Origin of the sequence: Aeromonas sp. FDAARGOS 1415 (genome assembly GCF_019048365.1) — a bacterium.
GTDB classification, from domain to species: domain Bacteria; phylum Pseudomonadota; class Gammaproteobacteria; order Enterobacterales; family Aeromonadaceae; genus Aeromonas; species Aeromonas taiwanensis.
The window spans coordinates 3,990,060-4,014,811 of record NZ_CP077363.1 but is presented as its reverse complement, the minus strand read 5'-3'; the positions used below and the strand labels follow the sequence as shown (position 1 = coordinate 4,014,811).

Below are 24,752 nucleotides of genomic sequence, written 5' to 3'. Positions count from 1 at the left end.
GGGCTTGCCCGGTCCCTGTTATTTGGTTGAGAGGATGGCTAAGATAGCGGCAGTATCGGGAGGGAGTCACCATGCAGTCATTCAACTGGGTCGACATCGATGGCATTCGTTATAGCTGGGACGGGCAGGACAACATTGTCTGCACCGGCCGTTTCGGCTATCAGGCCACCATGACGGGTGACAAACTCAACGGTCTGGAGCTGGAGAGCGAGGATGGGGACGTGGCAGGACTGCTCGACGTGGACTTTGCCGCCCCCAGCATTCACTTCACGCCAGCCGAGGATGCGCCCTTGCCCCACATGGTGGTGCTGGTTGGTCACGAGTGGGGGCAGCAGGAGTATTCATTGCAGAGTCTGAGCAGCACCTCCTTGCAGGGACTGCTCAGCCACAATGAAGAGATCGACTGGAGTGGCCTGATGATGGCGACAGCCCCGGAGTCGAGTGCGCCATCGCAAGGTCACGTTTTGTCGTGGGACTCTTTCCACTTCGACGATGAACCCTTGCTCGGAGCACAGGCGCCAGCGTCCGTGATGTCGAGTCATGGCAGCCCGCTTGGCAACGAGATCAGCATCAACATCGACATGACCAACCAGGTGCTGGAACAGCTCCCTCCGTCGCACGAGATATGAATCCCAATCGACGACGTGCATAATGGCCTCCATCTAATCGATGGAGGTTTTTTCTATGTGGCGTCCCCTTCTTACCCTGTCTGCGCTGGTTGTCAGTACCCCGCTGTTCGCCATTGAGGTGCCGCAGGCGCCCCATCTTGTGGTCAGTGGCTACGCGGAGCAGAAGGCCGAACCCGATATGCTGACGCTGAATGTGGCGGTGACCGCGCTGGAGAAGCAGGGCATCAAGGCCAAGCAGAAGGTGGACACCAAGGTCGCCGCTTTCTTTGGGCAGCTGGAGAGCCTCGGCATCAAGCGCAGCGATGTGGAGGCAGGCAACCTGGTGATCTCCCCCGAGTACCAGTATCCCCAGAACAAGCAGCCCGAGATGGTGGGCTATCGTGCCCAGCGTCAGCTGGCGGTCAAGCTCTATCAGCTCGACAAGCTCAGCCAGTTGATGGATACCGCCCTCAAGGCGGGTCTGGAGTCCGTCACCCAGATTGAATACGGCCTCAAGTCACCCCAGGTCATCAAGGAGCAGGCACGCCTTGGCGCGGTGGCGGATGCCACGAGCAAGGCGGAATCCCTAGCCAAGGCCTTTGGCATGAAACTTGGCAAGGTATACAGCGTCGAGTATCGCAACAGCACCCCTGTCCCTGTCTATAGCCGCGCCATGAAGGCCGCTGCTGCCCCTGCCGACGACATGATGGAAAACAGCTACCAACAGCAGCAGATCAGCATCACGGACAACGTGGAAGCCGTCTTCCTCCTGGAGTGACGGGCAGCAACCCTCTCTGTACTTGACCCAAACCCGGGGCCCTGCCTCGGGTTTGTCGTTTATGGGCCAAGGCGGGGCTATCGGCGTCAACAAACCAAGGTCGGTTGCTAACTCGAGCCAGATCAGGAAAAGAAGGGTGGCCGATATCACGCAAGCAGAGGCAGAAAGAAAAATGCCGGTCAGTGACCGGCATTATGAGATGGCAGTGAGGGATCAACCGAGGTTGGTGGCTACCCGGCGCTGGCTCTTCTGTTTGAGCAGGTAGCCGATGCCGAGAACCAGGACCCAGGCCGGGATCAGCTCGACCGAGATGCGGGTGCCGTCGTTCATGTACATGATCACCAGGATGGCGGCCATGAAGGCGAGGCAGAGGTAGTTGCCAAACGGGCTCCACAATGCCTTGAACTTGGTGGTGACCCCTTCGGCGGCCTTGACCTTGCGGAATTTGAGGTGCGCCAGGCTGATCATGGCCCAGTTGATGACCAGGGCGGAGACCACCAGGGACATCAAGAGGCCGAAGGCCTTGCCCGGGATCAGGTAGTTGATCAGCACGCACAGCAGGGTGGCCGCGGCCGAAATGGTGATGGCGGTCAGGGGCACACCGCTCTTGTTGGTCTTGAGCAGCGCCTTGGGACCGTTGCCCTGCTTGGCCAGGCCAAACAGCATACGGCTGTTGCAGTAGACGCAGCTGTTGTAGACGGACAGCGCGGCGGTCAGCACCACCAGGTTCAGCACGTTGGCCACCAGGTTGCTGTCCAGGGCGTGGAAGATCATCACGAACGGGCTGCCACCTTCCACCACCTTGCCCCAGGGATAGAGGGAGAGCAGTACGGTCAGGGCGCCGATGTAGAAGATGAGGATGCGGTAGATCACCTGGTTGGTGGCCTTGGGGATGCTTTTCTCGGGGTTGTCCGCTTCCGCCGCCGTGATGCCGACCAGCTCCAGGCCGCCGAAGGAGAACATGATGAAGGCCATGGCCATCACCAGCCCGCCGACGCCGTTGGGGAAGAAGCCGCCCTGGGCCCAGAGGTTGCTGACCGTGGCCTCGGGACCACCGCTGCCGGAGAACAGCATCCAGCCGCCGAATCCAATCATGCCGAGAATGGCGACGACCTTGATGATGGCGAACCAGAACTCCATCTCGCCGAACGCCTTGACGTTGGAGAGGTTGATGGCGTTGATCAGCACAAAGAAGAAGGCCGCCGACATCCAGGTCGGGATCTCGGGCCACCAGTACTGGACATAGATGCCGACAGCCGTCAGCTCGGCCATGCTCACCAGCACGTAGAGCACCCAGTAGTTCCAGCCGGAGGCGAAGCCGGCAAAGTCACCCCAGTATTTGTAGGCAAAGTGGCTGAACGAGCCGGCAACCGGCTCTTCCACCACCATCTCGCCGAGCTGGCGCATGATGAGGAAGGCGATGAAGCCGCCGATGGCATAGCCCAGCAGCACCGAGGGGCCCGCCATCTTGATGGTGTCGGCAATGCCGAGGAACAGGCCGGTCCCGATGGCACCGCCCAGTGCGATGAGCTGGATGTGGCGGTTTTTCAGGCCACGCTTCAGCTCTTCGCCTTGTTGTTGAAGATCCATTCTTCCTTCCTTACGTCGCTGAATTCACTCGTTTTCGCCTCGTCGGCCATGGCACTTCCTGTGCCCGGCGCAGCATCTTGTGCCGAAAACGTGACGAAATCCGTATTTATATCGTTACGGTTTGCCGCTGGCTGTTTTTTGTAGCGGCTACCAACCCGAGCAGAATAGTGATAAACGCCCCCTCATGCACCTGTTTTCATCATCATTGGCTGGCTTTTTGTGCGCTATGCAGGTTTTTTATGATCTGGGAAGGGGTTTTGGAAGTGATTGCTGGCTTTGTGAACGGTTGATCTTGATGGCGTTGACATTGTGGCGCGCTGGTGGGTTGATGGCCCTTTCTCAAGAAAGGACTCATATGTTCGAACGTATTGTCGCCGGGCTGTTGTGCGCCGTGCTGTGGCTGGGAGTCTGGCTCTCCCCCATGTTGTTGACGATGGCGATGGCCTGCCTGCTCGTCTGGGGATGGCAAGGGGCGGATTATCTGGTGAGCCACATTGCCATGGTCCTGGCCCTTGCCGCCGGGCTGGGGCTGCTCCCCGCGTGCTGGCTGAGCGAGCGGGTGCGCAGGCGCCACGGGCTGCTCCGCTTTTACGGCATGTTGATGAACAACAGGGAGCTCAACCAGCCCCCATCCCGTCCTCTCCCCTGAATGCCGTGACGCCTGCCAGCCGCAGGCGTCATCGCTCTTCTGTCTGGTTGTCTCGTTATCTTGCCATGGGTCTGATCCGGTGCGCGTCCCGTGCGTATCAGGCTGCCAGCACAGCTTTCCTTTAGCAGAGTTGGCGGCGCAGGCCGGTCGCCTCCAGGATCTTGGCGCTGATCTCCTCCACCGAGTGGGAGCTGGTATCGAGGAAGCGGATCGCCTCCTGGCGAAACAGCCGCTCCACGCTCGCCAACTCCTGTTCGCACTGTTCCAGCGAGGAGTAACGGCTGTTGGCACGGCGCTGGTTACGGATCTCGTGCAGCCGCTGGGGCGCAATGGTGAGGCCGAACAGCTTGTGGCGATTGGCCTTGAGGGCGGCGGGCAGATCCAGCGTACCCATGTCCTGCTCGATGAAAGGGTAGTTGGCGGCACGAATGCCGAACTGCAGCGCCAGGTAGAGGCTGGTTGGCGTCTTGCCGCAGCGGGAAACCCCGATGAGGATGATGTCAGCCTCCTCGTACTCCTTGGTGGTGATACCGTCATCGTTGGCCAGCGCGAAGTTGACCGCCTCGATGCGATCGTCGTAGAGCTTGCGGTTTTCCATGCCATGGGTGCGGTGCAGCCTGGGCTCAGCTTTGATGCCGAACTCCTGCTCCAGGGGGCTCACGAAGGTGTTGAGAAAATCGTGGTGGCTGGCCTGCGCCTTCAGCACCTCCTCGCGTACCTGCGGGTCGACGATGGTGTGAAACAGGATGGGGCGTACCCCGGTCTGGCGAAACTGCTCGTCGATGCGGCCCCGCACCTGGCGGGCCTTGTCCAGGGTCTCCACGAAGGGGATGGTGACCTGCTCGAAGGCGAGGGGAAACTGGCTCAGCACGGCGTGGCCGAAGACCTCGGCGGTGATGGCGGTACCATCAGATACATAAAATACGGTGTGCACTGCGGACTCCTGTGGGGCGCTCCTGGGGAATGACGAGAAATAAGTATCTCTCGAAACCATATCGTTTTTGTCAACAGATCTGCCGTACCCAAGTTGTGAACTGGCTTGCAAACCTGAGTCGTTACCTTTTTGTGTCGCTATTGTAGAATGCCTGTGTCAAACGGCCATCCCCAACTCTTGCTCGGGGATTTTTTTGACAATAAATAGAAAACGTTTTCATGGTCGTTGGCAACAGACACCAACAAAAACACATGATTTGGCACAGCTGGTGATTGGTCACCCTGGCCCCCCAACCTGGAGACATGCAAATGCAACAGTACGTACTCTGGTACGAACAGCTCGGTATGCAGGACGTCGAGCGCGTCGGCGGCAAGAATGCATCCCTTGGCGAGATGATCAGCAACCTCTCTGGTGCCGGCGTGTCCGTGCCGGGCGGGTTCGCGACCACCGCCTTTGCGTTTAACGAGTTTCTGGAGTTAAGCGGTCTGAACGGCAAGATCCACGACCTGCTCGACAGCCTGGACGTGGACGATATCGCTGCCCTCAACCGGGCCGGCCAGCAGATCCGCGACTGGGTAGTTGAAGCGCCGTTCCAGCCTGCGCTGGAGCAGGCCGTGCGTGACGCCTATGACAAGCTGAGTGCCGGGCTGGAGGCCTCCTTTGCGGTGCGCTCGTCCGCCACCGCGGAAGACATGCCGGATGCGTCGTTTGCCGGCCAGCAGGAGACCTTCCTCAACGTGCGCGGTATCGACGCCGTCATGACCGCCATCAAGCATGTGTTTGCCTCTCTGTTCAACGATCGCGCCATCTCCTACCGGGTGCATCAGGGCTATGACCACAAGGGCGTCGCCCTCTCCGCCGGGGTGCAGCGCATGGTGCGCTCGGATCTCGCCGCCTCCGGCGTCATGTTCACCCTGGATACCGAATCCGGTTTCAACGACGTCGTCTTCATCACCGGCGCCCAGGGCCTGGGCGAGATGGTGGTGCAGGGGGCCGTCAACCCGGACGAGTTCTACGTCCACAAGCCGACCTTGAAGGGCGGCCGTCCCGCCGTGGTGCGCAAGACCCTGGGGTCCAAGCTCATCAAGATGACCTACTCCGACGATGCCGGTCACGGCCGTCAGGTGAAAATTGTCGACACCTCCGAGGCCGAGCGCAGCCGCTTCTGCATCACGGATGAAGAGGTGATGGCGCTGGCCAAACAGGCCCTCATCATCGAGCAGCACTACGGTCGCCCGATGGACATCGAGTGGGCCAAGGATGGTCAGGATGGCAAGCTCTATATCGTCCAGGCCCGTCCGGAAACAGTGCGCAGTCGCCAGGAGGCGAACACGCTCGAACGTTTCGCGCTCAAACAATCCGGCAAGGTGCTGATCGAGGGGCGCGCCATCGGCCACAAGATCGGCGCGGGCCCGGCCCGGGTCATCTCCTCCATCAGCCAGATGGATGAAGTGCAGCCCGGCGATGTGCTGGTCACCGACATGACCGACCCGGACTGGGAGCCCATCATGAAGCGGGCCTCCGCCATCGTCACCAACCGCGGTGGACGCACCTGCCACGCCGCCATCATCGCCCGGGAGCTCGGCATCCCGGCAGTGGTGGGTTGCGGCAACGCCACCGATCACATCCAGGATGGCCAGCTCATCACCGTCTCCTGTGCGGAAGGGGACACCGGCTTCATCTATGACGGCGAGCTCGACTTCGACGTGGCGGTGACCGAGGTGGGCAACATGCCGCGCCTGCCCATCAAGGTGATGATGAACGTCGGCAACCCGGACCGTGCCTTCGACTTCGCCCAGTTGCCGAACGCCGGCGTGGGCCTGGCCCGTCTCGAGTTCATCATCAACCGCATGATCGGGGTGCACCCCAAGGCGCTGCTGGAGTTCGATCAGCAGACACCGGAGCTTCAGGCCACCATCAGCAAGATGATCGCGGGCTACGAGAGCCCCCGGGAGTTTTACGTGGCCAAGCTGAGCGAGGGGATCGCCACCCTGGCGGCCGCTTTCTGGCCGGAGCGGGTCATCGTGCGGATGTCGGACTTCAAGTCCAACGAGTACGCGAACCTGGTGGGGGGCCGTGGTTACGAGCCCCACGAGGAGAACCCCATGATCGGCTTCCGTGGCGCCTCTCGCTATATCGCAGACAGCTTCCGTCCCTGCTTCGCGCTGGAGTGCGAGGCGATGAAACGGGTGCGCGACGTCATGGGGCTGACCAACGTCGAGGTGATGATCCCCTTCGTGCGTACCCTGGGTGAGGCGGAGCAGGTCATCGACATCCTGGCCGAAAACGGCCTGCGTCGTGGCGAGCGTGGCCTCAAGGTCATCATGATGTGCGAGCTGCCCTCCAACGCGCTGCTGGCGGACAAGTTCCTCGAGCACTTCGACGGCTTCTCCATCGGCTCCAACGACATGACCCAGCTCACGCTTGGGCTGGATCGGGACTCGGGGCTCATCGCCCATCTGTTCGACGAGCGCAACGAGGCGGTCAAGGCGCTGCTGGCCATGGCCATCGCCGCCGCCCGCAAGGCGGGCAAGTACGTGGGGATCTGCGGCCAGGGGCCGTCCGATCACCCGGACTTCGCGGCCTGGCTGGTCGAGCAGGGGATCGATTCGGTGTCGCTCAACCCGGATACCGTGGTCGATACCTGGCTCTATCTGGCCGAGCAGCACAAGGCCGGCTAAGCCCGTCCCCCGCTCTTCAACGATACGGCGCCGCAATGGCGCCGTTTTTGTCTGCGCCCCCCTTTTTCTGTTACAAGGGGAGGGAGCAAGGCTGCTTCCCGCGACTCACAGGACGACCCCATGACCTCATTGCAGTGGCAAGCCGCCACCCTGGCCCTGCGCGGCCACCGTACCCTGGTAATCCCCGAGCTTTGCCTCACCCCGCAGGCGTGCTGGGCCTTCGTCGGCAGCAACGGCAGCGGCAAGACGGCGCTCGCCTCGGCCCTGTGCGGGGAGCTCGCCCTGCGCGAGGGGGCCGCCAGCGGCCGGGTGAAGGCGGTGCGCCTCTCTTTCGAGTCGCAGCAGCAGCTGGGGGAGCTGGACTGGCAGCGGCGCAACACCGACATGCTGGGGGAAGAGGAGGAGGCGGGTTACCGGGTGTCGACCCTGATGCTGGAGGAGGGGGAAGAGCCAGCGGCGCGCGCGCTGTTGGCTCGTTTTGGCATCGAATCCCTGTGGGAGCGCCCCTACCGTTATCTCTCGAGCGGGGAGGGGCGCAAGCTGTTGCTGGCCCGGGCCCTGCTGGGGCGCCCCGAGCTGTTGGTGCTGGATGAACCCTTCGATGGGCTGGATCAGGGGGCCAGGGCCTCCCTGATGGCGCTGCTGGCGCAACTGGTGACAGGGGGGCAGCGGCTGGTGGTGATCGTCAACCGCTTCGACGAGATCCCCCCCTTCGCCACCCACCTCGGCCTGCTCGGCGAGTGCCGCCTGCTGCTGGCGGGGAAGCGGGAGGCGGTGCTGGGCAGCCGGGAAGTGGCCCAGCTGGCCCGTGCGCAGACGGCCTCCCCCCGGTTGCCGCCTCCGCTCACGGCGCCCGCCTCCTTGCCCCCGGGGCCCTGGGTCGTCATGCGCGCCCTGCGCGTGGCCTACGGGGAGCAGGTGGTCATCGATGGCCTCGACTGGACGATGGGAGAGGGGGAACACTGGCAACTGGTGGGGCCCAACGGGGCTGGCAAGTCGACCCTGCTCTCCCTCATCACCGGGGATCACCCGCAGGGCTACAACAACGATCTCCACCTGTTCGGGCGGCGGCGGGGCAGCGGCGAGAGCATCTGGGAGATCAAACGCCACATCGGGCTGGTGAGCCCGGTGCTGCACCTGGACTATCGCGTCGGCTGCTCGGTGCAGATGGTGATCCTCTCCGGCTTCTACGACTCCATCGGGCTCTATACCCGGCCGGGGGATCGCCAGCTGGCGCTGGCCAACCAGTGGCTGGCCCTGCTGGGGCTCGAGCAGCAGGGGGCAACGCCCTTCCACGGCCTCTCCTTTGGCCAGCAGCGCCTGGTGCTCATCGCACGGGCCCTGGTCAAGCATCCGCCGCTGCTCATCCTGGATGAGCCCCTGCAGGGGCTGGATCCCCTCAACCGCCACCTGGTGCGGGAGATGGTGGTACGCCTCGTGGGCGAGGGTACCCAGTTGCTGTTCGTCTCCCATCACCCCGAGGATGCGCCCCCCGGCCTCACCCACAGGCTGAGCTTCGTGCCAAGGAAGGAAGGGGGATACGACTATCTGCAGGAGCGCCTGGGGGAGTGAGCCACCCGGGCGGCATGATCAGAGCGGGGCTGGCCCGGCGAGGAGTGGGGGCATGCCCAGCAGCGCCCACCACAGCCCGAAGAAGAGCATGATCCCGAGCCAGAGCCAGGCCAGATATTGGCGGGTGGCGGCCATGCCCGTCATGGTCACCGTGAGTGCCACCCCGAAGGAGATGAGGGCAAACATCAGGGGGGCCATGTTGTCCATCACTTGGCTATTTCACCAGAGAGAGGATCTGGCGAAACGCCGGGTGTCGGCAATCCCCCATCAGCTCATAGAGGCACATCTCCACCGAGGTGAGGGCCGCCCCCCGGGCCGCCAGCTGACCGATGGCGAGTTCCCGGTTGGCGGCGCGACGGGACGACACCGCATCCACCACCAGCGAGACCCGGGCGCCGCTGGCCAGAAGCCCCAGCACGCTCTGGTAGACGCAGATATGGGTCTCGATGCCACACACCAGCCAGTGGTCGACCCCGCTCTCGGCCAGCGCGGTCGCCACATCGGGCTCCCCCAGGGCGCCGAAGCTGAACTTGGGGAGCACGGGATCCCCCGCCTGCAGCGGCTGCAGCTCGTGGACGGTGGCGCCGAGTTTCCCGGGATTTTGCTCCAGCCAGACAACCGGCAGCCCCAGCGCCCTGGCCCCTTGCACCAGCGTGGCGGTATTGGCAATCAGGGTGTCGCTCTCCTCGACCAGGCGGGCGAGCTTGCCCTGGATATCGACGACCAGCAGGCCGGTGGTGTTGTGCTCAAGCATGAATGTCTCCTTGTTTGTGGCGGGTTGCCTGGCCTGGTGCCCAATGACGCCGGGCTTTTGGCTGGATGACTGCGCGGCGCTTCTTCACTCGCTCATCGTGCCCGGGCGCTCAAGGTAGGCCAGCGCCTCAATGTTGTTGCCGTCCGGATCGCGCAGGAAGGCGGCGTAGTAATCGGGGGCATAGTGGGGACGCAGCCCCGGCAACCCGTTGCAGGCAAAGCCGGCCATGACGCCGGCCCGATGGAACGCATCCACCTGGGCAGCGGTGCTGGCCGCGAACGCGAGATGGCAGGGGGCGCCCCGTTCGCCGCGCTCTATCAGGAAGCCCACCTTGTCGCGACCCACAGGGCCGAAGCCTGCGGCGCCTTCATCCGCCCATTTGAGTTCTATCAGGAGGGGTGCCAGCACGGTTTCGTAGAAGCGTCGGCAGTCGTCGACGTTCACCACCTTGATTTCAACATGATCGAACACAGCCGCTCCTTGTGCTGTCTGGATGAAGAAGGGGGTACTGTCGCCCCCTCGATGCCGCAGTGGGCCCTGGATAATGGGTATCGAATGACCACAATAGGCCAGATGCAGCCTTCAACGGCATGGGAGAAACTCGTAACTGTGTGTGCCGTCAAAAATTCTCCATGAAGGCGCCGGCCAGGCCCTGCCAGTATTCGGGCAAGCTTGCCCGGTTTTGTTGCTTGGCGAAGGGAACAAGCTCTGTTATGGTGTCATCAATTGGCCGTTTGGATGGCTGGATGGTTGTGTTGTCGCTTCTTTCCTGACACCGACCGCCCACCGCTTTTGATCATGTAGACAGGGAGTTTCTATGCAGCGTCGTACCTTCTTCACCCTCTCCGCCCTGGCCCTGCTGGCCGGCAGCCTGCCATTCTCCGTCCTGGCCGCCGATCCGGCCAAGAAGGAGATCGTCATCGGCACCACGGTCGGGGACTTCGCCGACATGGTGACCGACTCCATCAAGCCCCAGCTCGAGGCCAAGGGTTACCAGGTCAAGCTGGTGGAATTCACCGACTATGTGACCCCTAACATCGCCCTGGCCGACGGCTCGCTCGACGTGAACTGTTTCCAGCACAAGCCCTATCTGGACAGCTTCTCCAGGGATCGCGGTCTGTCGCTCGCCCCCATTACCCAGGTGCCGACCGGCCCCATGGGGCTCTACGCCGGCAAGCTGGCGGATCTGAAGGCGCTCAAGGAGGGGAGCACGGTCGCCATTCCGAACGATCCCACCAACCAGGCGCGGGCGCTGCTGATGCTGCAGGATCTGGGCTGGCTGACCCTCAAGGAGGGGATCAATCCCCTCAAGGCGAGCGAGTTCGACGTGGTGAAGAACCCCCACGGCATCAAGCTGGTGCTGCTGGAGGCGGCCCAGCTGCCGCGCTCCCGTGAAGACGTGGACTTCTCCGTCATCAACGGCAACTTTGCCGCCTCGAGCGGCATTCCGTTCAGCACCGGCCTCTTCCTCGAGCGCAGCTACGACTTCATCAACTGGGTGGTGGTGAAGAGTGCCGACGCGGACAAGCCGTTCGCCAAGGACGTGGCGGCCGCCTACAACTCCCCCGAGTTCAAGGCCTATGCCGCCAAGCGCTTCGTGGGCTACAAGTATCCCCAGGGCTGGCAGCCGAAGGGCTGAGGGCCACACCAAAGACAAAAAAACGGGCACCCAGGTGCCCGTTTTTCATTGGCATACCGCGAAGGCGGCCTGTGTGCTCAGTAGTGGCGCAGCCACCAGCGGGCGGCCAGGAGCGCGGTCAGGCTGCCGAGCAGGGCGCTGGCCAGCACGTCCAGAGGCCAGTGCATGCCGATCAGGGTGCGTGACAGGCCGATGCCGAGGGCCCAGAGCGGCAGCAGCCAGACCCCGGCGGGGGCGCGCGCCAGCCAGATGAGGCCGAAGAACTGGGCCAGGCTCATGGCGGCGATGCTGTGGCCGGAGGGGAAGGCGTAGTTGACCTCGGCCCCCCAGTGCTGGCCGAGCCAGGGGGGGATCGCGAGCAACTGGGTGGCCGCATGGACCTGCTCGGCGCGCAGCGCCTGGCTGCCGGCATAGAACTGGCGGATGTCGGGGATGAGGTGCTGACTCTCCAGCCAGAGCAGGTAGGGCCTGGGCTCTTCGGTCAGTGTCTTGATGAGGCTCTTGATGATCCAGTCGCTCGCGAGCACGGCAAACAGGGCGCCGGTCAGCGCCAGCAGGGCGCGACCATCCAGCGTCAGCTTGTGCCTGGTCACCAGCAGCAGGGCGACAACGGTGAAGACCAGACCGGGCACATCCACCATGCGCGTGAGGGCGTAGGGCCACCAGAGCCAGCCCGATTGCAGGGACTGGGTCATGAACGGCTGCCAGGGCAGGCAGAAGAGCAGAAGCAGCGGCAGCAGCAGCACCGCGTTGAAGCCAAGCACCCGGCGGCGTGGCAACGAAGAGGAGTGAGTCGGCATAACGGGCCCATCGCGGGGCGCGGGGCGCGCCAAAAAAGAGGCGCCATTGTGCCAGCCAGGGTCCTGTGGTCAAGGCGGGAGAGGGGCGGGGCAACATGTTGTTACATATGGCGGAGACCTGCCGTAGAGGGCGCTTGCCTGGGCGCGAGCCGTGATGTCAGGGCGCAGGCCTGCGGGTCGGGCGCATGCCCCGGGTGCGCCCTGGAACAAGCCCCTGAAAATTCGGTTCGTTTGGGCTAGAATGGCGCGCCTGTGGCCCTTGTGGATGAGAAGCGTGCCGATGAAGATCGTGGTTGATGAAAATATGCCCCATGCCCTGGAGCTGTTTGCCGAATTTGGCGAGGTGATCCCCCTGCCGGGACGAGAGATACAGGCGGCGGATCTGCAAGAGGCGGACGTGCTGCTGGTGCGCTCCGTGACCCGGGTCAACGCCTCGCTGCTGGCGACCAGCCCCAGGCTGAGCTTCGTGGGTACCGCCACCATAGGCACGGATCACATCGATCAGGGGCTGCTGGCGGACCGGGGCATTCCCTTCTTCAGCGCCCCCGGCTGCAACAAGGTGTCGGTGGGGGACTATGTGCTCTCTGCCCTGCTGGTGCTGGGGGAGCGCCATGAACTCGACCTCGCTGCCATGACCCTGGCGGTGATCGGGGCCGGCAATACCGGCGAGTGCGTGGCCGGCAAGGCCGAGGCGCTCGGCATGCGGGTGCTGCGCTGCGATCCGCCCCTGGCCCGCAGCGGCGCGGCCGGTGACTACGTGGATTACCAGACCGCCCTTGGCGCCGATATCGTCAGCTTCCACGTCCCCTATACCCGGGACGGAGAGGACGCCACCTTCCACTTGCTGGGGGAGCGGGACATCGCCGAGCGCCCGGCCGGGCAGATCCTCATCAACGCCTCCCGTGGCGAGGTGTGGGACAATCAGGCCCTGCTCGCCCGCCAGCAGGGGGCCCATCCCCTGCGGCTGGTGATGGACGTGTGGGAAGGGGAGCCGGAGCCCCTCAAGGCCCTGGTGCCCCATACCGAGCTGGCGACCCCGCACATCGCCGGTTACAGCCTGGAAGGCAAGGCTCGGGGGACCTGGATGCTCTACGAGGCGCTCTGCAAACAGCTTGGCCGCCCGCCGCGTCAGGATCTGCAATCCCTGCTGCCTCCCCCGGAGGTGCGCGAACTGACCCCCGGGCAGCCGGCGGATCAGAGTCTGATCAAGCAGCTGGTCCACCTCATCTATGACGTGCGCCGGGACGACGCCCGTTTTCGCAACCGGATCGGGCTGCCCGGCAGCTTCGATGAGCAGCGCAAACGCTACCCGGAGCGGCGCGAGCTCTCCTCCCTGCAGCTGAAGGGCCCCTTCGCCGACGACAGACTGGCCCGCCTGGGCTTTTGTGTCCCGGCGGTATAAACCTGATTTCAACGGGCAGGGAGACGGACGCAATACCGGATCCTTGCCCCGGCCCGGCACCTTGGCCGGGCCAGCCATCTTATCGAACACGCCTGCCATTCGGGGGCCCGCCATCCGTGGGACCCGAGGGGCGGCAGCACAGGAGACACAACAGTGAGTCAGCAATTCAACGTAGCGGTACTGGGCGCGAGCGGCGCCGTGGGTCAGGCCATGATCGAGATCCTGGAGGAGCGCGCCTTCCCGGTCGCCACCCTCTACCCCTTGGCCTCCAGCCGCAGCGCCGGCGACACTGTGCGCTTTGGCGGCAAGAACGTCGACATCCTGGACGTGGAGGAGTTTGACTGGAGCCAGGTGCAGATAGCCCTCTTCTCCGCCGGGGCCGAGGTCTCTGCCAAGTGGGCGCCCATTGCCGCCGAGCACGGCTGCATCGTCATCGACAACACCTCCTGCTTCCGTTACGACGAAGACGTTCCCCTGGTGATCCCGGAGGTGAACCCGGACGTCCTGGCGGATTTTCGCAACCGCAACATCATCGCCAACCCCAACTGCTCCACCATCCAGATGCTGGTGGCCCTCAAGCCCCTGCACGATGAGGTGGGCATCGCTCGCATCAACGTGGCGACCTACCAGTCCGTCTCCGGCTCCGGCAAGGAGGGGGTGAGCGAGCTGGCGGGCCAGACCGCCCACCTGCTGAACGGCCGTCCGGTGGAGCCCACCCTCTATCCGCAGCAGATCGCCTTCAACCTGATCCCGCAGATCGACAGCTTCACCGACAACGGTTACACCCGGGAAGAGATGAAGATGGTGTGGGAGACCCAGAAGATCCTCGGGGATGCCAGCATCGCCGTGAACCCCACCTGCGTGCGGGTGCCGGTGTTCTACGGCCATGCCGAGGCGGTCCACGTCGAGCTGCATCAGCCACTGGATGCCGAGCAGGTCAAGGAGCTGCTGCGCAATGCGCCGGGCGTCACCCTGTTCGACGACGAGAACGACTATCCGACCCCGGTACGAGACGCCACTGGCCAGGACGAGGTGATGGTGGGCCGGGTTCGCCAGGATATTTCTCATCCTTGCGGTATCAATATGTGGATCGTGGCCGATAACGTTCGTAAGGGCGCGGCGACCAACAGCGTGCAGATTGCCGAACTGCTGGTACGCGACTACCTCTGAGGCCGGTTGCCGGCCCGTGGCGGGGAGGGAACCCCGCCCTTGAGCCGAAGCAGCGGCCCCGGGATGTGACCGGGCACCCACTCTCCGGTTTTAGGAATGTTGAGTGATATCAGTGAACTAGGTTTTTTTCTACACTCTGGTTCGCGTCCGGAACGACCATCTGGTGGTCGCCGGGCGTGAAATATGTCGCAACGCTGGCTTGAGACCGGCGCCTGCTTTATATTGAGCCGATTGTTTTGGGGTAACTATCCAGGTTTTTCAATGTGATAGGGCCGTCATACGAAGGAACGAATATGGGACATTCCCGCATAACGCTGGCAACGCTACTCGCATTGGGGCTTCTGGGCACGGTTCAGGCTGACGAGGCGGGGCGCGAGCCTTTCTTTGTCGAGCTCAAGGGACCGGATGGTTCCCCCCCTCCCGCCGTACAACCAGAGCCCCGGGCCCAGCCCGTGGCGCCAGTTACCCTGCCCAAGGCGCAACCCATAGTGCGCCAGGTCGCCACTGCGTCGGCCGGCAGTTATGGTCCCGTTCGTCCCACCGACACCCTGTGGAGCCTGGCGAGCAAGCATCGCCCCTCCAGCCGGGTGAGCGTCTACCAGACCATGGTGGCGATCTATGACAAGAACCCCAGAAGCTTTGCCGATGGCAACATCAACCACATTCTGGTGGGGTCGCGCATCCTGTTGCCGACGGCCGCCGAGGCGGGCCGCATCACGGATGCCGAGGCGCGCCGCCGCTTCAACAGCGACAACGCGAGCTGGAAGGGGTTGAGCCCCAAATACCTGGCGAACAAGCAGACGCACACCGCCCAGCCCGTCGTGAGCAAACCGGCTGCGCCAGCCAAGCCGGCCCCAGTGGCAACGAACACTGCGCCCAAGGCGGCCCCGCTCCCGGTGCCGGCTGCCAAGGCACCGGCGCCCCTGCCGGCCGCCGACGCCAAAGAGACGGTCAAGGCGCCGCCCGCGCCGGTCACCGCGAGTGCCGCCAGCGCCACGACGCCGACGCCTCTGCCTGCCGCCCCGGCGGGCAAACCCTCCACCGAGATGGCGCTGGCTCTGGAAGACGCCAATGCCCAGCTCGGCCAGGTCACCGAGATGAACCACAGGCTCAAGCTGCGCCTGCAATCCCTGACCGAAGAGGTGGAGACTCTCAAGGCCCAGCTGCAGGATCAGACCGCGCTGCAAAAAGAGGTGGCCGAGCTCAAGGCCAAGCCGGTGCCCCCCGTGGTGGCGCCCGCGCCCAAGCAGAGCTGGCTGATGGAGCTGCTCTCCTCGCCCCTCAACCTCGCCATGATCATCCTGCTGCCGGTGCTGTTGGTGCTGGCCCTGGTGACGCTCTGGCTGCGGGCCCGCGCGCGCCGGGAGCTGGAAGAGCAGGAGAAGAGCCTGTCCGAATCCACCGCCATGGTGATGGGGGAGGAGAGCAGCGAGTTCGATCAGCTGATGACGGTCGGCATCACGGATGAAGATTCCCTGCACCCCATGCCGGACCTGAATGAGCCGGAGGCACCACGGGAGGAGAAAACCCAGGCCGACATCGTCTTCAGTGAGGATGATACGGCGCTCTCCGCCTTCGACGTGGAGCCGGCGGTGACGACGGTGCGGGACCCGGATCTGGTGCCCGAGCTCGATCTGGCTCACGAGGGGGACTTCGAGTTGCCCGGTGGGCCCGATCTCGATCTCTCCGGCGAGTCTGATACGGCCCCCCGTGGCCGCGACGAGCTCATGAGCGAGGAGGAGCTGCAGGCTGCCCTGTTTGCCGATCTGGATGCGGAGATCGAGGCGGATCTGGCAAAGGCCCAGGTTGAGAGCCGCAGCCAGCGTGACGACGAGCTTGCCAATTTCGACCTGAGCGATATTGAGACCGGCTTTGACGAGCCGACCGGCAAGGGGCTGCCGGACGAAGACGCCGGCTATGGCAAGGACAATGTGGACGACATGCTGGCCGAGCTCGGGCTGGAGCCCGCCAAGGGGGCGACCCCGGCCTGGGATCCCAACGAGCTGGCCCTGGCGGACTTCGAGGATGCCTTCGCCGAGGTGGAGTCTCACCAGAGCGATGTGAAGCCCCGCGAGCAGGCGCAGGCCAACGACTACGTGGAGATCGACAAGCTCCTGGCCGATGCCAACGCCAGCAACACGGAGCAGGAACCCTATCAGGGCTTCTCCCTGGACGTGGGGCTGGACGGTTTCCCCGAGGTGCTGCCGGAGTCCAACGGCTTCGACGTGGACGCCGACGACGGTGGTGTGGGGGCCAAGCTGGATCTGGCCCGTGCCTACCTCGAGATCGACGACAAGGAGAGCGCCCGGGAGCTGCTGGAAGAGGCGGCGGCCCAGGGCAGCGAGCACCAGCGCAACGAGGCAGAGAAGCTGCTCAAGCGCCTGGGATAAGCGGCCGCTTGTCATGCATGAACCAGGAGGGCAGCCCGCGGGCTGCCCTCTCTCTTTGGGGCACACTGCACCGCTGCCTCGCCCGGTCTGGGACTTTTGGGCCCGAGCGCGTATAATCCGCCCCGTTTCTTTCACTGCATCCTTTCATCAGAAGACACCTTTACCCATGCGAATTGCCCTTGGTATTGAATATGACGGCAGCCGGTACTTCGGCTGGCAGCGTCAGCGCGAAGTGATCAGCGTGCAGGAGGAGCTGGAAAAAGCCCTCAGCCGCATCGCCAACCACCCCGTCTCCATCCAGTGTGCCGGGCGCACCGATGCGGGGGTGCACGCCACCGGTCAGGTGATCCACTTCGATACCGAGGCGAACCGCGCCGAGGGGGCCTGGACCCTGGGGCTCAACTCCAACCTGCCGCCTGACATCGCCGTGCGCTGGGTCAGGGAGGTGGACGAGCACTTCCACGCCCGTTTCAGCGCCACCGCCCGTCGCTACCGTTATGTCATCTACAACCACAACTACCGCCCGGCGATCCTCGGCAGCGGCGTCAGCCACTACCACGAGACCATAGACGCCGATCTGATGCACCAGGCCGGCCAGTCTCTGCTGGGTGAGCACGACTTCAGCACCTTCCGGGCCATCGCCTGCCAGTCCAACACCCCCTGGCGCAACGTGACGCACCTGTGTGTCAGCCGCTCCGGCTCTTACATCGTGCTCGACATCAAGGCCAACGCCTTCCTGCACCACATGGTGCGCAACATCACCGGCTCCCTGCTGCTGGTGGGGCAGGGGCTTCAGCCGGTGGAGTGGATTGCCGAGGTGCTGGCGGCGAAGGATCGCAACCTGGCGGGCCCGACCGCCAAGGCGGGTGGCCTCTATCTGGTGGACGTGGATTACCCGGCGGAATTCGGCTTGCCCCAGCCGCCCCTCGGCCCGCTGTGGCTGCCGGACTCGGCACCGGGTACGACCAGTTTTTAGTAACTGGGCCCGAAAATTTGTGGTTTAATGATCCGTCGTTTATTGCCATCGAGCCGTTAAGTCATTGAACAATCAAGGTTCGATGTGTTTTGTCAGGCACAAATGCATTAAGGAATTCCATGAGCTGGCTTGAGAAGATCCTTCCCAAGAGCAAGATCACCACACCGCGTCGTCACAACATTCCGGAAGGGGTGTGGACCAAGTGTACTGCTTGCGAACAGGTGCTCTACCGGGCAGAGCTGGAGCGCAATCTCGAAGTGTGCCCCAAGTGTGACCATCATATGCGCATCAGCGCACGTGCCCGTCTCGAGAGCTTCCTCGACGCCGAGGGACGCAGTGAAGTCGCGGCCGAGCTGGAGCCGCAAGACATCCTGAAATTCAAGGACTCCAAGCGCTACAAGGATCGTTTGTCTGCTGCCCAGAAAGAGACGGGCGAGAAAGATGCGCTGGTGGTGATGAAGGGGACCCTCAAGGGGGTGCCGGTCGTCGCCTGTTCATTCGAGTTCTCCTTCATCGGGGGCTCCATGTCCTCCGTGGTCGGCGCCCGCTTCGTGCGCGCCGTCGAGGAGAGCATCAAGGAGGGCCGCGGTCTGGTCTGCTTCTCCACCTCCGGTGGTGCGCGGATGCAGGAAGCCCTGTTCTCCCTGATGCAGATGGCCAAGACCAGTGCGGCGCTCGACAGGCTCACCAAGGCGGGCCTGCCCTTCATCTCCGTGCTCACCGATCCCACCATGGGTGGCGTCTCCGCGAGCCTGGCCATGCTGGGTGACATCAACGTAGGCGAGCCCAAGGCGCTGATCGGTTTTGCCGGCCCCCGCGTCATCGAGCAGACCGTGCGCGAGAAACTGCCGGAAGGCTTCCAGCGCTCCGAGTTCCTGCTGGAGAAGGGTGCCATCGATCTCATCATCGACAGGCGCGAGATGCGCGACCGTCTGGCCGGTCTGCTGGCCAAGCTGATGAACACTCAGGTCATCGAAGACTGAACATGAGTTCACACATGCAACAATCCCAAAGCCGGTCGCTGGTCGACTGGCTTTCTTATTTGGAGCAGATCCACCCGGTCAACATCGACATGGGACTGGATCGGGTCGGTGCTGTCGCCCGTCGCATGGGGCTCACCGAACTGCCGTTCAAGGTGATCACGGTGGCGGGCACCAACGGCAAGGGTTCCTCCTGCGCCATGGCCGCCAGCATCCTGATGGCGGCGGGCTACCGGGTCGGTGTCTACTCTTCCCCCCATCTGCTGCGCTTTACCGAGCGGGTGCGCGTCAACGGCCAGGAGCTGGCGGACGGCGATCACTGCGCGGCCTTTGCCGAGGTGGAAGCCGCCCGGGGCGACATCGCCCTTACCTTCTTCGAGTTCGCCACCCTGGCGGGTCTGTGGCTGTTTCGCCGCGCCGCCCCCGATGTGCTCCTGCTGGAAGTGGGGCTGGGGGGCCGGCTCGACGCCACCAACGTGGTGGAGTCCGACGTCGCCCTGATCACCTCCATCGCGCTGGATCACTGCGACTGGCTCGGGGATACCCGGGAAGCGGTGGCGGTGGAGAAGGCCGGGGTGTATCGCGCCGGCAAGCCCGCCATCAGCGGGGAGCCCAACCCCCCTTCGACCATCGCGAGCGAAGCGGCGCGCCTGGGCGCATCCTTGCGCCAGGTCGGCCGTGACTTCCACGGGGATGAGCACGAAGGCGACTGGGACTACCACGGCCTGCACCACTGGCTGGGGTTGCCCAAGCCGGCTCTTCCGCTGATGAATGCGGTCACCGTGCTGGCGGCGCTGGAGTCCCTCGGTCTGCCACTGGCGGAGTCTGCCATTCGCGAAGGGTTGGCGACGGCCCGGCTGGCGGGGCGGATGCAGCAGTTGCAACAGGATCCCCTGGTCATCGTGGACGTGGCCCACAACCCCCATTCGGCGGCCTATCTCGCGAGCCAGCTGCGCCTGCTCCCTTGCAAGGGCAAGCGCCGCGCCGTGGTCGGCATGCTCAAGGACAAGGACATGGCGGGGTCGCTGGCCGAGCTCGACGGTCTGATTGACGAGTGGTTCCTGGCGAGCCTTCATGGTCCCCGCGCCGCCACGGCGGCCCAGCTGGCCGCAGCCCTGGGTGAACAGGGGCCGGCGGTGCAGTGTGAGTCGGTGAGCGAGGCATATGAGGCAGCGCTGGCCGTATCGAGTCCGGATGATATGGTCATCGTGTTCGGCTCGTTTTACACTGTCGCCGACGTGCTGGCCGCGAGCGCCTGAGCCCTTTCTGTCTATCATGGCTTCAGCGACAGGGGGCAGCCTGGCCTGGCTTGGGTTTCACAACGGAATGGCGCGAGGGGGCGTTCGTCGTTGATGCCAGCAACACGGTAAACATTCTAAGCAATATGGGTGGAAATTAACTTGGCTTCGAAGTTTCAAAACAGATTGGTGGGCACCGTCATCCTGGTCGCCCTGGTGGTCATCTTTCTGCCGGACCTGATGGATGGCAACAAGCTGGAGCAGAAGGACGAGGCCTTTGCCAAGATCCCGCTGCGCCCGGAGCTGGAGCCCGCCAAGCCTGCCCTTCAGGTCTCGGCGGCGAGCACCCTGCCGGCGGAACATCTGGCGAGCCAGCAGCAGGCCTCTGCCGCGACCCAGTGGCAGGTGGAGGAGATAGGGGACACCGTGACCCTGGCCAATCAGGCTGGGACCAATCAGGCGGTGGCCACTCAGGGCTCGGCGAACCCGGCCGCGACGGCCCAGCCGCAGCAGCCGCAGCAGCCGCAGCAGCCGGCGGTGCAGGCCGTGACGCCGCCCAAGCCGCAGCCCAAACCCGAGCCCAAGCCCGAGGTGATCGCCAAGAAGCCGGTGGAGCAGCCCAAGCCGGTGACTCCCAAGCCGGTCGAGGTGAAAAAGCCGGTGGAGAGCAAGCCGCTGCCGGGCCAGATCAAGTCCATGGATGATCTCATCGCGAGCAAGATGGCGCAGCCGACCACGGCGCCTGCCGCCGCTCCGGCACAGGGTAGCTGGATCCTGCAGCTCGGTGCCTTCAAGAACGCAGACAGCGTCAATGCCCTGGTGAGCAAGCTGAGGGCCGCCGGCTACTCGGCCCAGACCTCGCCGCGCACCCCGGTGCAGGGGAAGATCACCCGGGTCTTCATCGGGCCGGATGTCTCCAAGGCCAAGCTGCAGGGCATGCAGAGCAGGATAAGCCAGATGACCGGGCTCGGTGGCTCAGTCGTGGCCTACAACCCTTGAGGTTGGCCCTCGTCTGCCATAATAAAAAACCGCGCCTTGGCGCGGTTTTTTATTAGATGCACTTCACCGGTTTTGGCAGGCCCGCGATCTTGGTGGCCTGCTTGGCGGGGCCTTCCGGGAACAGCTTGTAGAGGTAGCGGCTGTTGCCCTTCTCCGGGCCGTATTGCTTCTCCATCGCCTTGACCAGGGCGCGGATGGCGGGGGAGGTGTTGAACTCCAGATAAAACGCCCGCACGAAACGCACCACCTCCCAGTGAGGCTCCTCCAGCACTATGCCCTCCCGCTCTGCCAGCACCAGCGCCAGCGCCTCGCTCCAGTCAGTGACATGACGCAGATAGCCCTGGGCATCGGTCTCGATGGCCTGGCCGTTGAATTCCAGCTGATGATGCTCAGACATAAGGGCTCCTCACAAAGGGGCGGTCGGAATGGGGTTATTAAGATTGGGCGGGCATGGTAGCGCCTTGCCTCCCGCTCGGCAACCGGCGGGACCCGTGCCCCTTCGCCGGCTGCCCGGCGAGGGGGGAGCTCAGCCCTGATCCTGCCCGGTCAGCAGGTGACCGTCGTTGGCCAGCATCAGCAACTCGTCAGCCAACTGGCTGATGAGGCTGAGCTGCTGGCTCAGCATCAGCTGCTCCTCACTGCTCTCCGGGGCGATGGCCGGGCACTGGCCCTCGAGGTGCGCCGGCATCTCGCCCGCCAGGTGGCCGGCGGCCTGCTCCAGGGTATGGCTGATGTGGCGGCTGATCTCCTCCAGCCCCTCGATGGGCTCGAGCTTGTCACGGTGCGCTCCGAGCGCCGAGATGTAGGAAAGCAGAGCATGGTTGCGCCAGGTGAGGGTGAAGCAGAGGTCGAGGAAGCGGCGGCGCTTGCTCGGCTCCACCAGCATGCTCTGCCAGGCCATGGCCAGCTCGCTGTCGGCGAGGTGGGCGCACTTGCGGGCCACCCGGTAGTCGAGGGACTCGTCCCGCTGGCGGTGCAGGCTGGCGAGCACGGCCGAGAGGTACTTCGCATTGGCGGACAAGGAGTTGGCGATGAGGGTCGGTAGGCGCTTGTACTGCCAGTCCGGCCACAGCCAGGCCACCAGGGCGTAGGAGAGCAGGCAGCCGAGCAGGGTGTCGAGCAGGCGCGGCCCCAAGATGGCGAAGCCGATGCCGTCCAGCAGGTTGAAGGCCATCAGCACATAGAGGGTGATGAAGCAGACGGCGGCGCTGTAGTTGCTGCGTACCTGGGTGAAGAAGAGAAAGGCGGCGAGCCCCATGATCCCCAGCTGCAGGTGCAGCTCGGGGAAGAGCCAGAGCACGGGCACGCCGATGAGGATGCCGGCGAAGGTACCGAGCATCCGCTGCACCAGACGGCGCCGTGTGGCGCTGTAGCTCGGCTGGCAGACGAACAGCACGGTGAGCAGGATCCAGTAGCCCTTGTCCAGATGGAACGCCTGGAGTATGCCATAGCCCACCACCAGCCCGAGGGAGAGGCGCAGGGCATGGCGAAACACCATGGAGTTCGGGGTCAGGTGTTGCTTGATCAGGGCCAGCAGCGGCAAGGGGGCTGGCCTTGCCAGGGGCGGCAGGCTGGTGGGCGGGGAGGCGGGGTTTTGCAGCTCCTCGGCGCTTTGCAGCAGCTGGTTGATGCTGGCCAGGTTGCGGCGCAGAAACTTCATCGGCGTCAGCAGGGTCTTGGGGTAGTGCTGCTTGAGGTGGGTGAACTCCAGCTGATCGCCGAGGGCCTCCAGGGTCCAGTGGATGCGCTTGTGATGACGGTAGGGCTTGTGCACCAGGATGGCGTAACCGAGTTGCTGGCACGCCTCGGCGAGCTGTGACAGCACCTCCTGGAAGCCGTCGAGGACGATGCCCTGCTTGAGCTCGGCTTCCAGCTTGCTGTAGGGGTAGTGGCTGGAGGTGGCCCGCTCCTGGATCTCCAGGGCCAGCAGATAGAGGCGCAGCAGGCCGGCGAGCTCGGGGGCCACCCGTTGCCCGCTCATGGGGGAATTGAGGCGGGCATTGAGCGCCGTCTTGGCCAGGTTCAGGGCGTTGACCAGGTTGATGTTGAGCTGGGCCAGGTTGTGGCGGATGGCCTGGGCGCCGTGCTCGTCTGCCGGGAAGAAGCGGGATTTCTCCTGCAAGTAGCGGGCGAGGGCGAAGTAGCTCTGGGCCAGCTGCTCGTGCAGGGTCTTGTAGGGCAGCAGCCAGAGCCAGACCAGGGACACCAGGCCGTACCAGAGGGCCCCGGCTCCCAGCGCAAGGGGCTGATAGAAAAGATCCGGCGCCTTGGCGGCCCCCAGCATGGTGTAGATGGCGATGAGCAGGGAGCCGAAGCTGATGGTGGCGTAGCGCTGGCCGAGGGCCCCCACCATCACGAAGAGGAAGGTGGAGCCCGCAAGCCCGATGGCAAACAGCCAGGGGGTGGGGAAGAGATACTGGACGCACAGGGAGGCGAACAAAAAGCAGACCAGCGTCATGGCGAGGTTCTTGACCCGGCCCCAGAGGCTGTCGTCGGTCTCGGCGATGGCACCCGCCACGACCCCGAGGGAGAGCAGCACGGTGAGCTGGATGTCGCCGGTAGCCAGCGCGAAGGCGAGCAGCCCCACGATGGCGAGCAGGACCTTGAGCGCGAAGTAGATGTGACTGTCTGTCAGCAGCCGGCGCAGCAGGCTTGAGAAATCCATGGGCATGGGATGGCGGCAACCCTTGAGCGAATCGAAAGCGAAAGCATAACCCGTCGACAGCGAAATGGCCCTGATTTGGATCAGGGCCATTTCGCATCATCTTCTTGATTTACTGGTTATCCTGACAGAAATAGGAGCCAATAAAAACCCCGCCGAAGCGGGGTTTTGTGCATCATCAGCATCCATCAGTTGCGGTTGCCGCCCAGGAGGCTCAGCAGGCTCAGGAAGATGTTGTAGATGGAGACATACAGGGTGACGGTAGCGGAGATGTAGTTGGTCTCGCCGCCGCGCACGATCTGCTGGGTGGTCAGCAGGATGGCGCCGGAGGAGAACAGCATGAACATGGCGGACAGGGCCAGGCTCAGGGCGCTCATCTGCAGGAAGATGTTGGCAATCATGGCCACCAGCAGCACCCAGAAACCGACGAACAGCATGCCGCCGATGAAGGAGAGGTCACGCTTGGTGGTCAGGGCATAGGCCGACAGACCGAAGAAGGTGAGCGCGGTACCGCCGAGGGCCGTCATCACGATCTCGCCGCCGCCGTTGTTCATGTACATGTTGATGATGGGGCCGAGGCTATAGCCCAGCAGGCCGGTCAGGGCGAAGGTGAACACCAGCCCCATACCGTTGTCACGGTTCTTCTCGGTCAGGAACATCAGACCGTAGACCCCGATGAGGAACACGGCCCAGTGCAGGGGCGGCAGGTTCATCACGGTCGCTACCCCGGCTACCACGGCGGAGAAGCCAAGAGTGAGGGAGAGCAGCATATAGGTGTTGCGCAGCACCTTGTTGGTGTCGCGCACGGCACCCTGGGTGCCAGTGTAGATAGAACGGGTATCCATCTTGATGTCCTCTTGATTTCCGGGGGAAGCGGCAGAGCCCGCTTCGTTAACGCATTGTATGCACTGAATGTGTGGATGACGAGCG

General features: G+C 63.9%; 22 protein-coding genes. 13 read left to right on the top strand and 9 right to left on the bottom strand.

Going from position 1 to position 24,752, the window contains the following annotated elements; genetic code table 11:
- Positions 1 to 71 precede the first annotated feature (71 nt).
- Entirely contained in the window at positions 72 to 629 is a 558-nt protein-coding gene (locus I6L45_RS18645; protein ID WP_216982912.1) for a hypothetical protein, read from the top strand.
- A 55-nt stretch (positions 630 to 684) separates the two neighbouring features.
- Positions 685 to 1,386, top strand: coding sequence for an SIMPL domain-containing protein (locus I6L45_RS18640; protein ID WP_216982911.1), 702 nt, complete (start codon positions 685 to 687; stop codon positions 1,384 to 1,386).
- Between the two features lie 213 nt (positions 1,387 to 1,599).
- Here the strand turns inward: I6L45_RS18640 and I6L45_RS18635 are convergent, their stop codons facing one another.
- Positions 1,600 to 2,976, bottom strand: coding sequence for an amino acid permease (locus tag I6L45_RS18635; RefSeq protein ID WP_043759717.1), 1,377 nt, complete (start codon positions 2,974 to 2,976; stop codon positions 1,600 to 1,602).
- A 355-nt stretch (positions 2,977 to 3,331) separates the two neighbouring features.
- On the opposite strand from I6L45_RS18635, the gene I6L45_RS18630 reads away from it, so the two are divergent.
- Positions 3,332 to 3,625, top strand: a complete 294-nt coding sequence (locus tag I6L45_RS18630; RefSeq protein ID WP_216982910.1) for a hypothetical protein — start codon at positions 3,332 to 3,334, stop codon at positions 3,623 to 3,625.
- 121 nt (positions 3,626 to 3,746) lie between these two features.
- On the opposite strand, the gene I6L45_RS18625 is transcribed toward I6L45_RS18630, so the two are convergent.
- Complete coding sequence (locus I6L45_RS18625) at positions 3,747 to 4,559, bottom strand: pyruvate, water dikinase regulatory protein (protein WP_216982909.1); 813 nt, start codon at positions 4,557 to 4,559, stop codon at positions 3,747 to 3,749.
- Positions 4,560 to 4,867: 308 nt separating this feature from the next.
- Between I6L45_RS18625 and ppsA the strand changes: the two genes are divergently transcribed.
- Entirely contained in the window at positions 4,868 to 7,240 is a 2,373-nt protein-coding gene (ppsA, locus tag I6L45_RS18620) for a phosphoenolpyruvate synthase (RefSeq protein ID WP_210549915.1), read from the top strand.
- Positions 7,241 to 7,360: 120 nt separating this feature from the next.
- The gene (gene modF, locus I6L45_RS18615; protein ID WP_216982908.1) at positions 7,361 to 8,812 is read left to right on the top strand and encodes a molybdate ABC transporter ATP-binding protein ModF; all 1,452 of its coding nucleotides are present in this window, start codon (positions 7,361 to 7,363) and stop codon (positions 8,810 to 8,812) included.
- An 18-nt stretch (positions 8,813 to 8,830) separates the two neighbouring features.
- Here modF and I6L45_RS18610 read toward each other — a convergent pair whose 3' ends face one another.
- The 3 genes from I6L45_RS18610 to I6L45_RS18600 all read right to left on the bottom strand — a co-directional run bounded on the left by I6L45_RS18610 (position 8,831) and on the right by I6L45_RS18600 (position 10,037).
- Positions 8,831 to 9,010 carry a hypothetical protein gene (locus tag I6L45_RS18610; protein WP_254204348.1) on the bottom strand — a complete coding sequence of 60 codons (180 nt, stop codon included), beginning with the start codon at positions 9,008 to 9,010 and terminating at the stop codon, positions 8,831 to 8,833.
- A gap of 16 nt (positions 9,011 to 9,026) precedes the next feature.
- Complete coding sequence (locus tag I6L45_RS18605; protein ID WP_216982906.1) at positions 9,027 to 9,566, bottom strand: hydrolase; 540 nt, start codon at positions 9,564 to 9,566, stop codon at positions 9,027 to 9,029.
- Between the two features lie 84 nt (positions 9,567 to 9,650).
- Positions 9,651 to 10,037 (bottom strand): VOC family protein, encoded by a 387-nt coding sequence (locus I6L45_RS18600; RefSeq protein WP_216982905.1) that lies wholly within the window; start codon positions 10,035 to 10,037, stop codon positions 9,651 to 9,653.
- A 346-nt stretch (positions 10,038 to 10,383) separates the two neighbouring features.
- Between I6L45_RS18600 and I6L45_RS18595 the strand changes: the two genes are divergently transcribed.
- Positions 10,384 to 11,205 (top strand): MetQ/NlpA family ABC transporter substrate-binding protein, encoded by an 822-nt coding sequence (locus I6L45_RS18595; protein WP_216982904.1) that lies wholly within the window; start codon positions 10,384 to 10,386, stop codon positions 11,203 to 11,205.
- 77 nt (positions 11,206 to 11,282) lie between these two features.
- Here I6L45_RS18595 and I6L45_RS18590 read toward each other — a convergent pair whose 3' ends face one another.
- Positions 11,283 to 12,005, bottom strand: coding sequence for a phosphatase PAP2 family protein (locus tag I6L45_RS18590; protein ID WP_216982903.1), 723 nt, complete (start codon positions 12,003 to 12,005; stop codon positions 11,283 to 11,285).
- Positions 12,006 to 12,285: 280 nt separating this feature from the next.
- Here I6L45_RS18590 and I6L45_RS18585 point away from each other — a divergent pair, with 280 nt between their 5' ends.
- The 7 genes from I6L45_RS18585 to I6L45_RS18555 all read left to right on the top strand — a co-directional run bounded on the left by I6L45_RS18585 (position 12,286) and on the right by I6L45_RS18555 (position 21,160).
- Positions 12,286 to 13,407, top strand: coding sequence for a 4-phosphoerythronate dehydrogenase (locus I6L45_RS18585; RefSeq protein ID WP_216982902.1), 1,122 nt, complete (start codon positions 12,286 to 12,288; stop codon positions 13,405 to 13,407).
- 153 nt (positions 13,408 to 13,560) lie between these two features.
- Positions 13,561 to 14,577 carry an aspartate-semialdehyde dehydrogenase gene (locus tag I6L45_RS18580; RefSeq protein WP_216982901.1) on the top strand — a complete coding sequence of 339 codons (1,017 nt, stop codon included), beginning with the start codon at positions 13,561 to 13,563 and terminating at the stop codon, positions 14,575 to 14,577.
- A 293-nt stretch (positions 14,578 to 14,870) separates the two neighbouring features.
- Entirely contained in the window at positions 14,871 to 16,967 is a 2,097-nt protein-coding gene (locus I6L45_RS18575) for a FimV/HubP family polar landmark protein (RefSeq protein WP_216982900.1), read from the top strand.
- Between the two features lie 166 nt (positions 16,968 to 17,133).
- A complete protein-coding gene (gene truA, locus I6L45_RS18570; RefSeq protein ID WP_216982899.1) occupies positions 17,134 to 17,943 on the top strand; it encodes a tRNA pseudouridine(38-40) synthase TruA in 810 nt (269 codons plus the stop codon).
- Positions 17,944 to 18,062: 119 nt separating this feature from the next.
- Positions 18,063 to 18,926 (top strand): acetyl-CoA carboxylase, carboxyltransferase subunit beta, encoded by an 864-nt coding sequence (accD, locus tag I6L45_RS18565; protein ID WP_043759743.1) that lies wholly within the window; start codon positions 18,063 to 18,065, stop codon positions 18,924 to 18,926.
- 2 nt (positions 18,927 to 18,928) lie between these two features.
- Positions 18,929 to 20,182 (top strand): bifunctional tetrahydrofolate synthase/dihydrofolate synthase, encoded by a 1,254-nt coding sequence (gene folC, locus I6L45_RS18560; RefSeq protein ID WP_216982898.1) that lies wholly within the window; start codon positions 18,929 to 18,931, stop codon positions 20,180 to 20,182.
- A 141-nt stretch (positions 20,183 to 20,323) separates the two neighbouring features.
- Positions 20,324 to 21,160, top strand: a complete 837-nt coding sequence (locus I6L45_RS18555; protein WP_216982897.1) for an SPOR domain-containing protein — start codon at positions 20,324 to 20,326, stop codon at positions 21,158 to 21,160.
- A 52-nt stretch (positions 21,161 to 21,212) separates the two neighbouring features.
- On the opposite strand, the gene I6L45_RS18550 is transcribed toward I6L45_RS18555, so the two are convergent.
- The 3 genes from I6L45_RS18550 to I6L45_RS18540 form a co-directional block, all read right to left on the bottom strand.
- The gene (locus I6L45_RS18550; protein ID WP_216982896.1) at positions 21,213 to 21,557 is read right to left on the bottom strand and encodes a TusE/DsrC/DsvC family sulfur relay protein; all 345 of its coding nucleotides are present in this window, start codon (positions 21,555 to 21,557) and stop codon (positions 21,213 to 21,215) included.
- A 129-nt stretch (positions 21,558 to 21,686) separates the two neighbouring features.
- A complete protein-coding gene (gene yccS / locus I6L45_RS18545) occupies positions 21,687 to 23,831 on the bottom strand; it encodes a YccS family putative transporter (RefSeq protein ID WP_216984244.1) in 2,145 nt (714 codons plus the stop codon).
- Positions 23,832 to 24,010: 179 nt separating this feature from the next.
- Positions 24,011 to 24,667 carry a Bax inhibitor-1/YccA family protein gene (locus tag I6L45_RS18540; protein ID WP_043759751.1) on the bottom strand — a complete coding sequence of 219 codons (657 nt, stop codon included), beginning with the start codon at positions 24,665 to 24,667 and terminating at the stop codon, positions 24,011 to 24,013.
- Positions 24,668 to 24,752 lie beyond the last annotated feature (85 nt).

Excerpts from the sequence above, each read along its gene's own strand:
- I6L45_RS18645 (WP_216982912.1), top strand. The coding sequence starts at position 72 with ATGCAGTCATTCAACTGGGTCGACATCGATGGCATTCGTTATAGCTGG.
- I6L45_RS18640 (WP_216982911.1), top strand. The coding sequence starts at position 685 with ATGTGGCGTCCCCTTCTTACCCTGTCTGCGCTGGTTGTCAGTACCCCG.
- I6L45_RS18635 (WP_043759717.1), bottom strand. The coding sequence starts at position 2,976 with ATGGATCTTCAACAACAAGGCGAAGAGCTGAAGCGTGGCCTGAAAAAC.
- I6L45_RS18630 (WP_216982910.1), top strand. The coding sequence starts at position 3,332 with ATGTTCGAACGTATTGTCGCCGGGCTGTTGTGCGCCGTGCTGTGGCTG.
- ppsA (WP_210549915.1), top strand. The coding sequence starts at position 4,868 with ATGCAACAGTACGTACTCTGGTACGAACAGCTCGGTATGCAGGACGTC.
- modF (WP_216982908.1), top strand. The coding sequence starts at position 7,361 with ATGACCTCATTGCAGTGGCAAGCCGCCACCCTGGCCCTGCGCGGCCAC.
- I6L45_RS18610 (WP_254204348.1), bottom strand. The coding sequence starts at position 9,010 with ATGGCCCCCCTGATGTTTGCCCTCATCTCCTTCGGGGTGGCACTCACG.
- I6L45_RS18605 (WP_216982906.1), bottom strand. The coding sequence starts at position 9,566 with ATGCTTGAGCACAACACCACCGGCCTGCTGGTCGTCGATATCCAGGGC.
- I6L45_RS18595 (WP_216982904.1), top strand. The coding sequence starts at position 10,384 with ATGCAGCGTCGTACCTTCTTCACCCTCTCCGCCCTGGCCCTGCTGGCC.
- I6L45_RS18590 (WP_216982903.1), bottom strand. The coding sequence starts at position 12,005 with ATGCCGACTCACTCCTCTTCGTTGCCACGCCGCCGGGTGCTTGGCTTC.
- I6L45_RS18585 (WP_216982902.1), top strand. The coding sequence starts at position 12,286 with ATGAAGATCGTGGTTGATGAAAATATGCCCCATGCCCTGGAGCTGTTT.
- I6L45_RS18575 (WP_216982900.1), top strand. The coding sequence starts at position 14,871 with ATGGGACATTCCCGCATAACGCTGGCAACGCTACTCGCATTGGGGCTT.
- truA (WP_216982899.1), top strand. The coding sequence starts at position 17,134 with ATGCGAATTGCCCTTGGTATTGAATATGACGGCAGCCGGTACTTCGGC.
- accD (WP_043759743.1), top strand. The coding sequence starts at position 18,063 with ATGAGCTGGCTTGAGAAGATCCTTCCCAAGAGCAAGATCACCACACCG.
- folC (WP_216982898.1), top strand. The coding sequence starts at position 18,929 with ATGAGTTCACACATGCAACAATCCCAAAGCCGGTCGCTGGTCGACTGG.
- I6L45_RS18550 (WP_216982896.1), bottom strand. The coding sequence starts at position 21,557 with ATGTCTGAGCATCATCAGCTGGAATTCAACGGCCAGGCCATCGAGACC.
- yccS (WP_216984244.1), bottom strand. The coding sequence starts at position 23,831 with ATGCCCATGGATTTCTCAAGCCTGCTGCGCCGGCTGCTGACAGACAGT.
- I6L45_RS18540 (WP_043759751.1), bottom strand. The coding sequence starts at position 24,667 with ATGGATACCCGTTCTATCTACACTGGCACCCAGGGTGCCGTGCGCGAC.